Here is a 13,795-nt window from a genome sequence, read left to right on the forward strand (position 1 = left end):
AGCCCCTTATTAAATTAATCTATACCAAATAGTAAGGAGTTATCTAACATGGGGTTTTTCAAGCTTAAAGAACACAACACTAACATTGCCACCGAGTTTAGAGCGGGTTTAACGACTTTTATCACCATGATTTACATCGTGCCCTTAAACGCTCTTATCCTTTCTCACGCCAACATGCCTTATGAAGCCCTTTTGAGCGCAACGGCCATTATCACTATCTTATCGAGTGTGTTTAACGGATTGTGGGCAAACACCCCCATAGCCATGAGCGTGGGCTTAGGGTTATCGGCTTATTTTAGCTTCGGGTTAGTTCAAGGGCTAAAACTCCCTTGGCAAAGTGCTTTAGGCATCGTAGCGCTCTCGGGAGCGATTTTTGTGATTTTGTCTTTCACTAAATTTAGAAGTTGGGTCATGCGAAGCATTCCTAGCGATTTAAGGCGTGCGGTGAGCGCGGGGATAGGGGCTTTTATCGCATTTATTGGCCTTAAAGAAATGCATATTGTCGTTACCCATAAGGCTACGCTTGTAACCTTAGGCGATTTTGGCGATCCGCATGTGTTATTGGGGGTTGTGGGGATCATTCTAACTTTCGCACTCTACACGCTCAAAATCAGGGGTTCTTTCATTATAGCAGTCTTAATCACTTCCATTCTCGCATGGGTTTTAAAGCTAGCCCCTTACCCTAGCGAATTTTTTTCCATGCCCGCTAGCATTAGCCCTATCGCCTTTCAATTAGATTTTAAGGGCATTTTTTTTGATGCGAGTGGGGCTTTCACTTTAGCGTTAGTGCCAGTCATCATCACTTTTTTTGTAACCGATTTGTTTGATTCTTTAGGCACGCTTGCAGGGATTGGCCACAAGACTGATTTTTTCAATGATGAAGAAAAAAACAAGGAATTGGAAAAGACTTTGGAAGCGGATGCGGTGGCTTCTTTAGGGAGCGCGGTGGTGGGCGTTTCTACCACGACGGCTTTTATAGAGAGTGCGAGTGGGGTTGAAGAGGGGGGCCGCACAGGGCTTACAGCGGTTTTTACCGGATTATTTTTTGTTTTAACGCTCTTTTGCTTGCCTCTTTTAAAAGCTATTCCTAGCAATGCGATTTATCCGGTGCTAGTGGTAGTAGGGGTTTTGATGTTTAGCGTGTTAGAGGGGGTGAATTTTAAAGACATGGCCATTAGCGTTTCCACTTTTTTAACCGTGGTGATGATGCCCTTAACCTTCTCCATTGCCGATGGCTTAGCCTTTGGCTTTTTGTCTTATAGTATCATCAAACTAGTCCAAAAAGACTTCAAAGCCATCAATTCGGGCATTATCATTCTCTGCATCATTTCTGTTTCTGTATTTATCTTTCGTTAAGCTCTTTTTAAGGGGCTTTGCATTTTTTACTCATTTCATGCCTCTTTTTCTTTATTTAGACAGATTATTATCTTAAAATAATTGTAATATCATTATTATTATATCAACTCAATAAAAAAGGAGAAGGTATGCAAAAAACTTCTAACACTTTGGCGCTGGGGAGTTTGACAGCGCTATTCTTTCTAATGGGTTTTATCACGGTTTTAAACGATATTTTAATCCCACATTTAAAACCCATTTTTGACTTGACCTATTTTGAAGCTTCGCTCATTCAATTTTGCTTTTTTGGGGCGTATTTCATCATGGGAGGCGTTTTTGGGAATGTGATCAGTAAAATCGGCTACCCTTTTGGCGTGGTGCTTGGTTTTGTGATCACAGCGACGGGGTGCGCGTTGTTTTATCCGGCGGCGCATTTTGGCTCTTATGGGTTTTTTTTAGGAGCGTTGTTTATTTTAGCGAGTGGGATTGTGTGCTTGCAAACCGCTGGTAATCCCTTTGTAACCTTGCTTTCTAAAGGTAAAGAAGCCAGAAACTTGGTTTTAGTCCAGGCGTTCAATTCGCTTGGCACAACTTTAGGGCCTATTTTTGGGAGCTTGTTGATTTTTAGCACGACTAAAATGGGCGATAATGCAAGTTTGATAGACAAACTAGCGGACGCTAAAAGCGTTCAAATGCCTTATTTGGGCTTGGCGGTGTTTTCGCTCATTTTAGCCCTTGTGATGTATCTTTTGAAATTGCCTGATGTGGAAAAAGAAATGCCTAAAGAAACGACGCAAAAAAGCCTGTTTTCGCACAAACACTTTGTTTTTGGGGCTTTGGGGATCTTTTTCTATGTGGGGGGAGAAGTGGCGATTGGCTCATTCTTGGTGCTAAGCTTTGAAAAGCTTTTGAATTTAGACCCTCAATCAAGCGCGCATTACTTGGTGTATTATTGGGGAGGCGCGATGGTGGGCCGTTTCTTAGGCAGTGTGTTGATGAATAAAATTGCCCCTAATAAATACTTGGCTTTCAATGCCTTAAGCTCTATTGTTCTCATCGCTTTAGCCATTATCATTGGAGGCAAGATCGCTTTATTCGCTCTGACTTTTGTGGGTTTTTTCAACTCTATCATGTTCCCTACCATCTTTTCTTTGGCTACGCTCAATTTAGGGCATCTCACTTCTAAGGCTTCTGGGGTGATTAGCATGGCGATTGTAGGAGGGGCGTTAATCCCCCCCATTCAAGGTGCGGTTACAGACATGCTCACAGCGACCGAATCAAATTTGCTCTACGCTTATGGTGTGCCGTTGTTATGCTATTTTTATATCCTCTTCTTTGCGCTTAAAGGGTATAAGCAAGAAGAAAACTCCTAAAAAAAAGGGGGGGTTTCTTTCTTCTTTCCTTTCTTTTATCTTGTTTTAAAAATCAGTAATAAAGAACTTGACTTTAATCAAGCAAGCACTCTATAAAAGGTTTTATTTGTCAGTATTTGATGAGGACAGAGCTTTTTTAACAACTTGAGACAAAAACACAAACAGGGTTTTTAAAATTTTTAAGATGCGATCAAAAACACTGCCAATGAATAAAAAAATCCCCTAACTATAAAAGATTAAGAGATTTTAAGAATGAAGCTAAAAGAAGACTAGTAAATGGGTTTAGCGCCTTTGAATTTATATTCCGTAAGAAACCCGGTCCCATCAAAATTACCCACTAAAGAGATTTTTGCAATATCACCCACTTGGCAATCCGTCTCTAAAATAAGATAAGGCACTTCATTTTGACCGATTAAAGTGATCACACGACCCTTTTTTTCACGACTTTGCTTGGGGAACTCTTTAGAATCAAGGCCTGTGGTATTATCGCCGGTTTGGAGCATTCTAAAAGCATAGCACATACCATCATTGATTTGAGCGCTATAAATCTTGCCTTTTTTAACTTCTTTTTTAACCCCCGGTTTAAGCGCGATGCGTATTTCTGAGTGGATCTCAGCTTCTTGCATTTTGCCCTTATAATCTCGCACCTGCACTTTATGCACACCATTAGGATCTCCCTTTTTAAGCAGAGAATCTTCATAGCTGAATTTTTGAATGTCTAAATCCCCATCAATAAAACTCCTAGCATGAAGCTGAACGCTCAAAAGCCCTAGCAATCCAATTAATGAAAATTTCAAACAACGCTTATAAAAACAACTCATCAACAAATCCTTTCAATGTAAAATCAAACAAATATATCCCAAAATGAAAAACAAAAAGATCACAAAATTGCTAATTTAGCAACAAAAACGCACCCTGTCAAGAAATCAGGCCTAAAGAAATCATTCAAAAATAATTTCTTCCGGTTTGATTTCATCGCCATAAACAGGCTCTAAAGTTTCCTTGTAAGCTTCTTTTAAGAAGTCGCTAGAAATGAGGGAATCAATTTCGTTGTTCAACCATTCTAAAAGCTTAGGGTTGCCCTTTTTAATCGCTGGAGCGATCACATCCTTATCGCCAAGGCTTGTAATGCCTAATTTAAATTCAGGGTGCTGTTTTGTCCAAGCGAGCAATAAAGTGTTGTCATGGGCTAGAGCGGTAGCCTTATTGTTTAAAAGGGCTAAAAAAGTTTCTGTGTTTTGCTCAAATTTCAAAAGTTTGATATTGGGGTAATTTTTAGTGAAATAAAAATCCGCTGTCGTGCCTTTATTCACAATCAACTCTTTATCTTTTAACTCTTCTATATTTTTAATGACCCCATCTTTAGAAACCACCCCTAAAGCGACTTTCATATACGGCTTAGCGAAAGTAACGACTTTTTCTCTTTCTTTAGTGCGCGTGAAATTAGCCATGATAATATCCACTTTATTGGCTTTTAAAAATTCCACCCTAGCTGAAGCTTCTACAGGAATAAACTCAATCTTATTTTCATCGCCCAATAAATCAAGGGCCATGCGTTTAGCAATGACTACATCATAGCCTTGATATTTCCCTTTAGAATCCACAGAGCCAAAAGGAGGCTTATCGCTAAAAACCCCCACTTTTAAAACCCCTCTTTGCTTAATGACTTCTAAAGCGTCCTTTTTTTCTTTATGGCTATCAGAGCATGCATTAAAGACTAAAGCGATTAAAACTAAAAACAGCCCCCATACTTTAAAAAGCCCGTTTGTTTTCATAAAAACGCCTTTTTTTGAAATTAAAACCATCTTTTTAGCAAACTTTATTTAACAGCTCCCTAAAAAATGAAAAGTTTCTAAAAATTTTTGCGCTCTTTGAGATTTTGGGTGGTTAAAAAATTCTTTAGCGCTGTTTTCTTCAGCGATTTTACCGCTATCAAAAAACACGATTTTATGAGCGATTTTTTGGGCGAATTTCATTTCATGCGTTACAATCACCATGCTCATGCCCGTTGTGGCTAGTTCTAAAATCACTTCTAAAACTTCTTTAACCATTTCAGGGTCTAAAGAGGCGGTTACTTCATCAAAAAGCATGATTTTTGGCCGCATGCATAAAGAACGCACGATGGCTACTCGCTGTTTTTGCCCGCCGCTCAATTCTTTAGGGTAAGCTTGTTGTTTATGCTCCAAACCCACTCGTTTTAAAAGCTCTATGGCTTGAGAAATGACCTCATCTTTGGATCGTTTTTGCACTTTCATAGGAGCGAGTAAGATATTATCCAGCACATTTAAATGCGGGAACAATTCATAATTTTGAAACACCATGCCTATTTTTTGGCGCATTTGATTCCAGTTAGTGGCGTTGGTGTTAAGGTTAGCGTTTTCAAAAAGGATTTCACCTTCATCAATCTTTTCAAGCCCGTTTAGGCATTTTAAAAAAGTGCTTTTCCCGCACCCGCTAGGCCCTAAAATCACTGCCACTTCACCCTTATTTAAAGTGAAATTGATGCCGTCTAAAACCAAATGGTTTTGATAGGTTTTTTTTAACCCTTTGGTTTCTAAAATCACTCTCATTTTACCCTCTAATGTGTTGGAATTTTTTTTCTAAATGGGAACTATACAGGCTCAAACTATAGCATAAACTAAAATAAAACATTAAGATAACGCCATAAACCACAAAGCTCGCATTGGGCATGCGTAAGAGGTTAAGCTCTATGATTTGCTGGCCCACTTTTAACAAATCAATCGCTCCAATGAGAGAGACTAAAGCCGTGGTTTTAATCATGCGCGTGAATAAATTAAGGCTTGAGGGCAGTAAAGACAAAAAGCTTTGAGGGAAAATAATATTAAAAATCACCCTTTTTGAATCCATGCCTAAAGCCAAAGCGCTTTCTACTTGGTGTTTGCTCACGGAAGTTAAAACCCCTCTAGTTAAATCCATCATTTCAGCGCCACCCCACAAGCTAAAAACAATAACGCTCGCTAAAACCGCGCTAATATGCAAATCAAACCAGCTCGCTAACCCAAAATACACAATAAAAAGCCATGCTAAAAGCGGGATAATGCGAATGCTTTCTAAATACACACGACACGCCAAAACCATTATTTTAGAGCCAAACGCCATCAAGCTCCCCAAAAGTATCCCGACAATGATTGAAATAACCGCAGAGCTAAGAGCGATCAAAAGAGTGATTTCAAACCCTTCTAACAAACGCTTAAGGTTGTCTAATTCTAGTAAAACTCCCATTTTTAAGCCACTTTCTTTTTAAAGAAACGCTCTAAGATCACAAACAAAACGCTTAAAGGGAGCAAAGCGATCAAATAAGCAACACTTAACATCAAAAGGCTTTCAGTCGTTTTATAATAAATGCCAATCAAATCTTTCGCCACAAACATAATATCGGTTAGGGCTATCGCGCCCACCACAGAAGTTTCTTTGAGTAAAAAAATCACATTCGCCCCTATAGAAGGCATAGAAACGCTTAAGCTTTGAGGCAGAATGATGTAATACATCATTTTCAAAGGGCCAAACCCCAAACTCAAAGCGCTTTCTCTTTGAATGGAAGCTAAGCTTTTAAACCCAAGCAAAAAACTTTGACTCATATACCCCCCACCCAAAAACCCTAACGCTAAAATCGCGCACTCTAAAGCGCTCAAACCGATTTCATTCAACCCGTAATACAAAAAGAAAAGCTGGATGAGTAGGGGCGTGTTCCTGGCGATTTCGCCATAGATATAGACCATAGGGGAGATAAAGCGCGTTTTAAAATACAAAACGATCGCGCACAAAAACCCCACCAAAAGAGAGAGCAAAATCCCAAAGAAAGAAATATAAAGCGTGAGTTCTAACCCCTTAAAAAACGCAGGGATGGAGTGAAACATAAAATCCCAATCTAATGCCATAACGCTATACCTTAAAATGAATGACGCTTTAAAGCATCATGTTTAAAAACAGCTCTTATTCACCCTAATTGTTAGAAGTTTGGAAAACCCAAGCCTTTATTATGGAAAATTTATGAGCCATTCAGTCCCTATTCAAAGAAAATTTGGATTATAATAAAAAAACTGGCTGAAATTAACAACAATGATTAAACAATCATTAAATGGAGAGGACATGCAAAAAAGTTTAGTTTCTTTGGCTTGGGTCTTTGTAGCTATTTTAGGGGCGATCTGTTTAGGGGTGTTAGCCTTACACAAGGGCGAGAGCATCAACACGCTATGGCTTGTAGTAGCGAGCGCTTGCATTTATAGCATAGGCTATCGTTTTTATAGCCATTTTATCGCTTATAGGGTGTTAAAGCTAGACGATAGCAGAGCCACGCCTGCATGCGTAAGGAATGACGGCAAGGATTTTGTGCCAACCGATAAAGCGATCACTTTTGGGCATCATTTCGCCGCTATTGCTGGGGCTGGCCCTTTAGTAGGCCCGATACTGGCCGCTCAAATGGGTTACTTGCCCTCTATCTTATGGATTTTGATAGGCTCGGTTTTAGGGGGTTGCGTGCATGATTTTGTGGTGCTTTTTGCTTCCATTAGGCGCGATGGCAAGTCTTTAGGCGAAATGATCAAGCTTGAAATGGGTCAATTTGTAGGCATGATCGCTAGTTTAGGGATTTTAGGGATCATGCTCATTATCATTGCGATTTTAGCGATGGTGGTGGTGAAGGCTTTAGCGCATTCGCCTTGGGGCTTTTTTACGATCGCAATGACTGTTCCCATTGCGATTCTTATGGGGCTTTACATGCGGTTTTTTAGGCCGCATAAGATTTTGGAAGTTTCTGTTATTGGCTTTATCCTATTGATTATAGCGATTTATGCGGGTAAATACGTTTCTTTAGATCCTAAATTAGCGTCAATATTCACCTTTGATGCCAGTTCTTTAGCGTGGATGATCATGGGCTATGGTTTTGTGGCTTCTATTTTACCGGTATGGTTTTTACTCGCTCCACGAGATTATTTAAGCACTTTTTTAAAAATTGGCGTTATAGGGGTGTTGGTTGTGGCTATTGTTTTTGTCGCTCCGCCCTTACAAATCCCTAAAATCACACCCTTTGTAGATGGCAGTGGGCCTGTGTTTGCAGGAAGCGTGTTCCCTTTTTTGTTTATCACGGTGGCTTGCGGGACGATTAGCGGCTTTCATGCTTTAATTTCTTCAGGCACGACCCCTAAAATGCTCGCTAAAGAAAGCGACGCAAGGCTAGTGGGCTATGGCTCTATGGTGATGGAGAGCGTTGTGGCTCTTATGGCGTTGGTGTGCGCAGGGATCTTGCACCCAGGGCTTTATTTCGCTATCAATTCCCCAGAAGTGAGCATCGGTAAAGATATAGCTGATGCGGCTTCGGTGATTAGCTCATGGGGGTTTAGCATCAGCACTGAAGAAATCCGTGAGATGACCAAAAACATCGGCGAAAGCTCCATTTTGAGCCGCACCGGTGGGGCGCCCACTTTTGCGATCGGTTTAGCGATGATTGTGTATCACATTTTAGGGGATCCAAGCGTGATGGCGTTTTGGTATCATTTTGCGATCTTGTTTGAAGCTTTGTTCATTTTAACCGCTGTGGATGCTGGCACACGAACCGCTCGTTTCATGATCCAAGATTTGCTCGGTAATGTTTATAAGCCTTTGGGCGATCTTAGCTCTTATAAGGCTGGGATTTTTGCCACTCTTTTGTGCGTGGCAGGGTGGGGGTATTTCTTGTATCAAGGCACGATCGATCCTAAAGGGGGGATTTATACGCTATGGCCTTTATTTGGCGTGAGCAATCAGATGTTAGCGGGTATGGCGTTGTTGTTGGTTACGGTGGTGTTGTTTAAAATGGGGCGTTTTAAGGGGGCGATAATAAGCGCCTTGCCGGCAGTTTTGATTTTATCCATCACTTTTTATAGCGGTATTTTAAAAGTGGTGCCAAAAAGTAATGATGGCGTGCTGAATAATGTTTCGCATGTGGCGCAAATGCAAATCATCAAAGAAAAAATGGCTATTACTACCGATGAAAAAGCGCTCAAAACGCTCCAAAAATCCTTTTTTAACCACGCTATTGATGCGATTTTGTGCGTGTTTTTCATGCTCGTGGCGCTATTGGTTTTAATCGTGAGCGTTAGGATTTGCTCAAACGCTTATTTTAAAAATAAAATTTACCCGCCGCTGGCTGAAACGCCCTATATTAAAGCCGCTTGAATAAAAAAGGGGTTTTAACCCCCCTTTAAATCCATAAAAAAAGTTTGACCCTGTTCGTGAAGTGTGCAAACACTAAAGATGCTTGGGGTTTCTGCTTAGGTTCTTAAAAGGCTATCGCTTGCTTTAAATTAAAAATGAACTTGTATTTTACTTAACGGGTATGATTTAAAAAGGGCTTTTTCTTGAAAAGAAATTTTACATATAGAGATTAGAGAGAAACAGCGTTAAAAAACGCCTATCATATCGTAGGAGATAGCATCAAAATGAAGCCTACCATAATCATAGGGTAGCATCAAAATGACGCCTACCATAATCATAGGGTAGCATCAAAATGATGCTACTAGAGCCGTGTATAACGCGCTCCTGTCAGAATAAAGGGCGGGGAAGTCTTTAGGCACAGGCCCGTTTTCACCCGGTTTAAAGCCTTTGTTAGTATACACGCCATAATACGCAAGATCCACGCTGCCGCTCAAGTATTCAGTGAATTTATAACCTAAAGAGATCATCGCTCTCGCTTCCCAAGAGACTACTGAATTGGAGTATTGTGTGGCGAATTTCCATGTGAATTTTTTGGCAAAATGAGTGCCACCACAAGACAAGAGAATGGTAGCGGCGTCTCTTTTAAGGGCTGTGCCTGTAAAACCCGCATACACGCTGTTACTCCCCATGATCACACCGCTTGGATTCCCCATGTTGCCTATCCAACCATTAGCGTTTTGAAAGACTTTATAAAAAGCGATGGAAACATTGTAATTGTTGATGTCAAAGCGTTGGCGGATAATGAGGTTTTGCCCGTTTTGAGTGGCAGGCGTGTCGTATCTATAGACCGGACTCCCATTGGATTTAACGATCATCCAAGGGTAGTAAATGGGAAAAAACCCTATGATAGCTGTATCAGAGCGAAAGCCTGTGCCGCTAAAATTAGGGTTAGAATCCCAACCAATCTTAACGCCCGGAGCGTTAAAGATTTGAGGCGAAAGGTAATAAAAGCCTTCTATGAGAAAACGATGAGGTTTATAGGTGAGTTGCACCGCATGCGTGCCATAAAGCACCTTTCGCCCATGGCTATCATAACCTCCCTTATCGTTTTTGGTAAAGCCTCCGCTATAAGTGGTCCTAGCAGCAAACCAATCCATTAAAAACGAACCGTAAGCGAACGCCCTCCCAAAAGAGCTAAACCAAGTCAAGCGTGCATGCTTGTATTGCCCAGAAACTTGAAAGCCTTGCGTTTGCCCGCTTTTATAAGGCATAGTGGATAAATAGCGTCCGGCTTTTATTTCAAAATAATTCTTATAAGCGTATTCTAAATACGCGTCGCTAAAGACATAGTTGCGGACATTTTTATTGTGTTTCATGTTTTGTGTTTCAAGGCTATCGGTCTGTAAGATATTCGTATAGCCCCCCATGAACCCATCATAATAACCAAAGAGGTCGTAAGCCACAGAGCCGTCTTCAAACTTCTTCGTGCCATCATAGAAAATAGATCCCACCATGCCCCCTATTTTGCCTTTTAGAACATGGTCTGAAACCTTTTTGGGTAACAGGCTAAAACCAAGCCCTAAATAGCCCGCAATCGTTGCGAATTGCTGCATAGGGTAGATGCCTCTTTCTTTATTGATTTTATGCTGGTTAAAACCGATCGTGCTGGATTGATCCACAAAGCCGTTGAGCTTAGCTTCAAAACCTTGTAAAGAAGAGCTTAAAAATGCCCCAAAGAATAAAACCTGACTTGCCTTTTTCATGCATGTCTCCTAAAATGAGATTGATAAATGCAAATACTTTTAAAGATAAATCTATTCTTTAGTTTTTATTATTCTTAGCTTTGAAATAATTATAATATGTAAAATAATGCGTATGATGAGAAAGTCAAGCTTTTAAAAGCTAAAAACGATTAATTTGTGGAAAATTTACTCTCTTTAAATTCAAATGGCTAATATATGGTGATAAAATCCGTTATGATTGACGGATTATTTTGAATGGAGTGCTTGAGAATGGGGTTAAGCTTTGCTTTTTTGTTTTTAGGTTTTATCTTGTTGTAAGATAAAGCCTATTGGTTGTAATTTTTATACAATTCTATTAAATGCTTAGTGGAGCTGTCAAAATAAGCGTTGCTTTTATGCCCTTCTAACTCTTGTAAAATCGGCACGGCTAACTCTTTCCCAAGCTCCACGCCCCATTGATCAAAGCTATTAATATCCCAAATAACCCCTTGCACAAAGACTTTATGCTCATAAAGAGCCACTAACGCCCCAATATTGCTTGGTGAAATCTTTTCTAATAAAAGGATATTAGAGGGGCGGTTGCCAAAAAACACCCTATGGTGGGCTAAATCTTTGGCTTCATCTTTGTCTAATCCTTTAGAAAGCAATTCCCCAAGCGCTTCTTCATAACTTTTGCCTTTCATGAAGGCTTGCGCTTGCGCTAAAACATTGCTGAATAGAATCTCATGGTGGCCTTTAGCGTTAGGCTTTTTATCTAAGGAAGCGATAAAATCAATGGGGATTAAATGCGTGCCTTGGTGCAAGAGCTGGAAAAAGGCGTGCTGAGCGTTAATGCCCATATCGCCCCAAACAACAGGGCATGTGTCATAAGGGATGGTTTCGCCTTTTTTGCTGATGCGTTTGCCATTACTTTCCATATCCAATTGCTGGATGAATTTAGGGAAATGCCTTAAATACTGATCGTAAGGAGCGATCAAATGGCTTTTGGATTGGAAAAAATTGATATACCACACGCCGATTAATCCCATTAAAACGGGCAAATTGCTTTCAAAAGGGGCGTTTCTAAAATGCTCATCCATCAAATACGCCCCTTTCAAAAGAGCGTTAAAATTTTTCTTCCCCAAATAGATCATAATGGATAAGCCAATGGCCGACCACAAGCTATAACGCCCCCCTACAAAATCCCAAAATTCAAACATGTTATGCTCATCAATACCAAATTGTTGCACGGCTTCTTTATTGGTGGATACCGCTACAAAGTGCTTAGCGATATGCTTTTCATCGCCGCTTCTTTCTACAAACCATTTTCTAGCGGTTAGGGCGTTGGTTAAGGTTTCTTGAGTGGAAAAAGTCTTAGAAGCCACGATAAAAAGCGTGTTGGCTGGATTGAGTTTTTCTAAAACGTCTAAAATCTGTGTGCCATCCACGTTAGACACAAAATGCATTTTTAATCTCGGGTGGGCGTAGCGTTTTAAAGCGGTGCAAACCATTAAAGCGCCTAAATCTGACCCCCCAATGCCGATATTGACAATATCAGTGATCACTTGATTGGTATAGCCTAATCTTTTACCGCTCCTCACGCTATCGCTAAAGGCTCGCATGCGTTTTAAAACGCTCCGAACACTTTTTAACACTTCCATGTTATCTAGTAAAATTTCAGTGTCATTCAAGCTTCTTAAAGCGGTGTGTAAAACGGCCCTTTTTTCGGTGGTGTTGATTTTTTCGCCCTTAAACATCGCTTCAATCTTTTCTTTTAAAGAGCAGTCATTCGCTAATTCAAAAAGAAGCTTTAAAGTGGTATCGTTCAAGCGGTTTTTGGAATAATCCAAGCTCAAGCTTTCAAATTGCACGAAATAGCGGCTCGCTCGCTCTTTGTCTTTAGAAAACCAATCGCGCATATGCGCTTCTTTGATTTCTTCATAATGTTTGAGTAATTTTGGATAAGTTTTTAATTGAGTCAGCATCAATACCCCTTAATTAAAAGATATAACGCTCTATTATAAGCTAGTTTTAGTTACAATTTTCAAATGTTAAGAAAAAACATTTTAGCTTACTATGAGGCGAATTTTCTCTTAATCATCGCTCAAAGCTTGCCCCATGCGATTTTAACCCCCTTGTTGCTTTCTAAAGGGCTTAGTTTGAGTGAAATCTTGCTCGTGCAAACCTTTTTTAGCTTTTGCGTGCTGGTGGCTGAATACCCAAGCGGCGTTTTAGCGGATTTGATGAGCCGAAAAAATTTATTCCTTGTTTCTAATGTTTTTTTAATCGCTAGTTTTTCGTTTGTGCTGTTTTTTGATAGCTTTATTTTCATGCTTTTAGCATGGGGGCTGTATGGTTTGTATAGCGCATGCTCTAGCGGCACGATTGAAGCTTCACTCATCACAGACATTAAAGAAAACAAAAAGGATTTGTCCCGGTTTTTAGCCAAAAACAATCAAATTACTTATTTAGGCATGATTATAGGGAGTTCTTTGGGGTCGTTTTTGTATCTCAAAGTCCATGCGATGCTGTATATCGTGGGGATTTTTTTAATCATGCTCTGCGCGCTAACGATCATCATTTATTTTAAAGAGAAAGAAGGGGATTTTAAAAGCCAAAAAAGTTTGAAACTCCTTAAAGAGCAAGTCAAAGGCAGCTTTAAAGAGCTTAAAGATAACCCCAAGCTTAAAATTTTATTAGTGGGCATTTGATTACGCCCATCTTTTTTATGAGCCATTTTCAAATGTGGCAAGCGTATTTTTTAAAACAAGGCGTTAAAGAGCAATACCTTTTTATGTTCTATATCGCTTTTCAAGTGATTTCCATCCTCATTCATTTTTTAAAAGCCAAAAATTACAGCCAAAAAATCGCCCTGAGTTCGCTTTTGGTGTTGCTTGGTGTTAGCCCCTTGTTGCTTAGCAATATTCCTTATTGTTTCATAGGGGTGTATGCGCTCATGGTGGCGTTTTTCACTTACATGAGTTATTGCTTGGGGTATCAATTCTCCAAATTTGTTTCTAAAAACAACATTTCCTCGCTCTCATCGCTCTCATCAAGCTGTGTGCGCGTGGTCTCTGTGCTAATCTTGTCGCTCAGTAGCCTAGAACTGCGTTACTTTTCGCCCCTAACTATCATCACCATGCATTTTGCTCTAACGCTTCTCATCCTCTTTTTCTTTTTGTATAAGGCTAAGCCGTTTGATGAGTGAGCGGC

At 40.1% G+C, this 13,795-nt stretch carries 10 protein-coding genes and 1 pseudogene; 4 read left to right on the forward strand and 7 right to left on the reverse strand.

The genetic code is table 11. The annotated features are described in order from the left end of the window. Positions 1 to 48: 48 nt before the first annotated feature. Together DQL14_RS03250 and DQL14_RS03255 are read left to right on the forward strand one after the other, a co-directional pair. Positions 49 to 1,356 carry an NCS2 family permease gene (locus DQL14_RS03250; RefSeq protein ID WP_050841764.1) on the forward strand — a complete coding sequence of 436 codons (1,308 nt, stop codon included), beginning with the start codon at positions 49 to 51 and terminating at the stop codon, positions 1,354 to 1,356. 128 nt (positions 1,357 to 1,484) lie between these two features. Continuing rightward, a complete protein-coding gene (locus DQL14_RS03255; RefSeq protein ID WP_078262788.1) occupies positions 1,485 to 2,708 on the forward strand; it encodes a sugar MFS transporter in 1,224 nt (407 codons plus the stop codon). A 269-nt stretch (positions 2,709 to 2,977) separates the two neighbouring features. Here the strand turns inward: DQL14_RS03255 and DQL14_RS03260 are convergent, their stop codons facing one another. The 5 genes from DQL14_RS03260 to DQL14_RS03280 all read right to left on the reverse strand — a co-directional run bounded on the left by DQL14_RS03260 (position 2,978) and on the right by DQL14_RS03280 (position 6,607). After that, positions 2,978 to 3,529: a hypothetical protein gene (locus tag DQL14_RS03260; protein WP_108169804.1), complete on the reverse strand. Its 552-nt coding sequence runs from the start codon at positions 3,527 to 3,529 to the stop codon at positions 2,978 to 2,980. Positions 3,530 to 3,649: 120 nt separating this feature from the next. Next, the gene (locus tag DQL14_RS03265) at positions 3,650 to 4,483 is read right to left on the reverse strand and encodes a transporter substrate-binding domain-containing protein (protein WP_108169976.1); all 834 of its coding nucleotides are present in this window, start codon (positions 4,481 to 4,483) and stop codon (positions 3,650 to 3,652) included. Positions 4,484 to 4,531: 48 nt separating this feature from the next. Beyond that, positions 4,532 to 5,278 (reverse strand): amino acid ABC transporter ATP-binding protein, encoded by a 747-nt coding sequence (locus DQL14_RS03270; RefSeq protein WP_108169805.1) that lies wholly within the window; start codon positions 5,276 to 5,278, stop codon positions 4,532 to 4,534. 1 nt (position 5,279) lies between these two features. Continuing rightward, positions 5,280 to 5,951, reverse strand: coding sequence for an amino acid ABC transporter permease (locus DQL14_RS03275; RefSeq protein ID WP_108169806.1), 672 nt, complete (start codon positions 5,949 to 5,951; stop codon positions 5,280 to 5,282). A gap of 2 nt (positions 5,952 to 5,953) precedes the next feature. Next, entirely contained in the window at positions 5,954 to 6,607 is a 654-nt protein-coding gene (locus DQL14_RS03280) for an amino acid ABC transporter permease (RefSeq protein WP_108169807.1), read from the reverse strand. 181 nt (positions 6,608 to 6,788) lie between these two features. Between DQL14_RS03280 and DQL14_RS03285 the strand changes: the two genes are divergently transcribed. Further along, the gene (locus tag DQL14_RS03285; RefSeq protein ID WP_162296853.1) at positions 6,789 to 8,882 is read left to right on the forward strand and encodes a carbon starvation CstA family protein; all 2,094 of its coding nucleotides are present in this window, start codon (positions 6,789 to 6,791) and stop codon (positions 8,880 to 8,882) included. A gap of 326 nt (positions 8,883 to 9,208) precedes the next feature. Here the strand turns inward: DQL14_RS03285 and hofH are convergent, their stop codons facing one another. Continuing rightward, on the reverse strand, positions 9,209 to 10,624 hold the full coding sequence (hofH, locus tag DQL14_RS03290; RefSeq protein ID WP_108169809.1) for an outer membrane beta-barrel protein HofH: 1,416 nt from the start codon (positions 10,622 to 10,624) through the stop codon (positions 9,209 to 9,211). Positions 10,625 to 10,929: 305 nt separating this feature from the next. Then, positions 10,930 to 12,567: a glucose-6-phosphate isomerase gene (gene pgi, locus DQL14_RS03295; RefSeq protein WP_108169810.1), complete on the reverse strand. Its 1,638-nt coding sequence runs from the start codon at positions 12,565 to 12,567 to the stop codon at positions 10,930 to 10,932. 63 nt (positions 12,568 to 12,630) lie between these two features. Between pgi and DQL14_RS03300 the strand changes: the two are divergent. Further along, positions 12,631 to 13,790: pseudogene (locus tag DQL14_RS03300) on the forward strand (HP1165 family MFS efflux transporter). Positions 13,791 to 13,795 lie beyond the last annotated feature (5 nt).

The organism is Helicobacter pylori NCTC 11637 = CCUG 17874 = ATCC 43504 = JCM 12093, assembly GCF_900478295.1.
Classification (GTDB): Bacteria; Campylobacterota; Campylobacteria; order Campylobacterales; family Helicobacteraceae; genus Helicobacter; species Helicobacter pylori.

Bases quoted from the DNA above. Each gene is read 5' to 3' on its own strand.
- DQL14_RS03260 (WP_108169804.1), bottom strand. From the start codon at position 3,529: ATGAGTTGTTTTTATAAGCGTTGTTTGAAATTTTCATTAATTGGATTG.
- DQL14_RS03280 (WP_108169807.1), bottom strand. From the start codon at position 6,607: ATGGCATTAGATTGGGATTTTATGTTTCACTCCATCCCTGCGTTTTTT.
- DQL14_RS03255 (WP_078262788.1), top strand. From the start codon at position 1,485: ATGCAAAAAACTTCTAACACTTTGGCGCTGGGGAGTTTGACAGCGCTA.
- DQL14_RS03270 (WP_108169805.1), bottom strand. From the start codon at position 5,278: ATGAGAGTGATTTTAGAAACCAAAGGGTTAAAAAAAACCTATCAAAAC.
- DQL14_RS03275 (WP_108169806.1), bottom strand. From the start codon at position 5,951: ATGGGAGTTTTACTAGAATTAGACAACCTTAAGCGTTTGTTAGAAGGG.
- DQL14_RS03285 (WP_162296853.1), top strand. From the start codon at position 6,789: ATGATTAAACAATCATTAAATGGAGAGGACATGCAAAAAAGTTTAGTT.
- DQL14_RS03250 (WP_050841764.1), top strand. From the start codon at position 49: ATGGGGTTTTTCAAGCTTAAAGAACACAACACTAACATTGCCACCGAG.
- DQL14_RS03265 (WP_108169976.1), bottom strand. From the start codon at position 4,483: ATGAAAACAAACGGGCTTTTTAAAGTATGGGGGCTGTTTTTAGTTTTA.
- pgi (WP_108169810.1), bottom strand. From the start codon at position 12,567: ATGCTGACTCAATTAAAAACTTATCCAAAATTACTCAAACATTATGAA.
- hofH (WP_108169809.1), bottom strand. From the start codon at position 10,624: ATGAAAAAGGCAAGTCAGGTTTTATTCTTTGGGGCATTTTTAAGCTCT.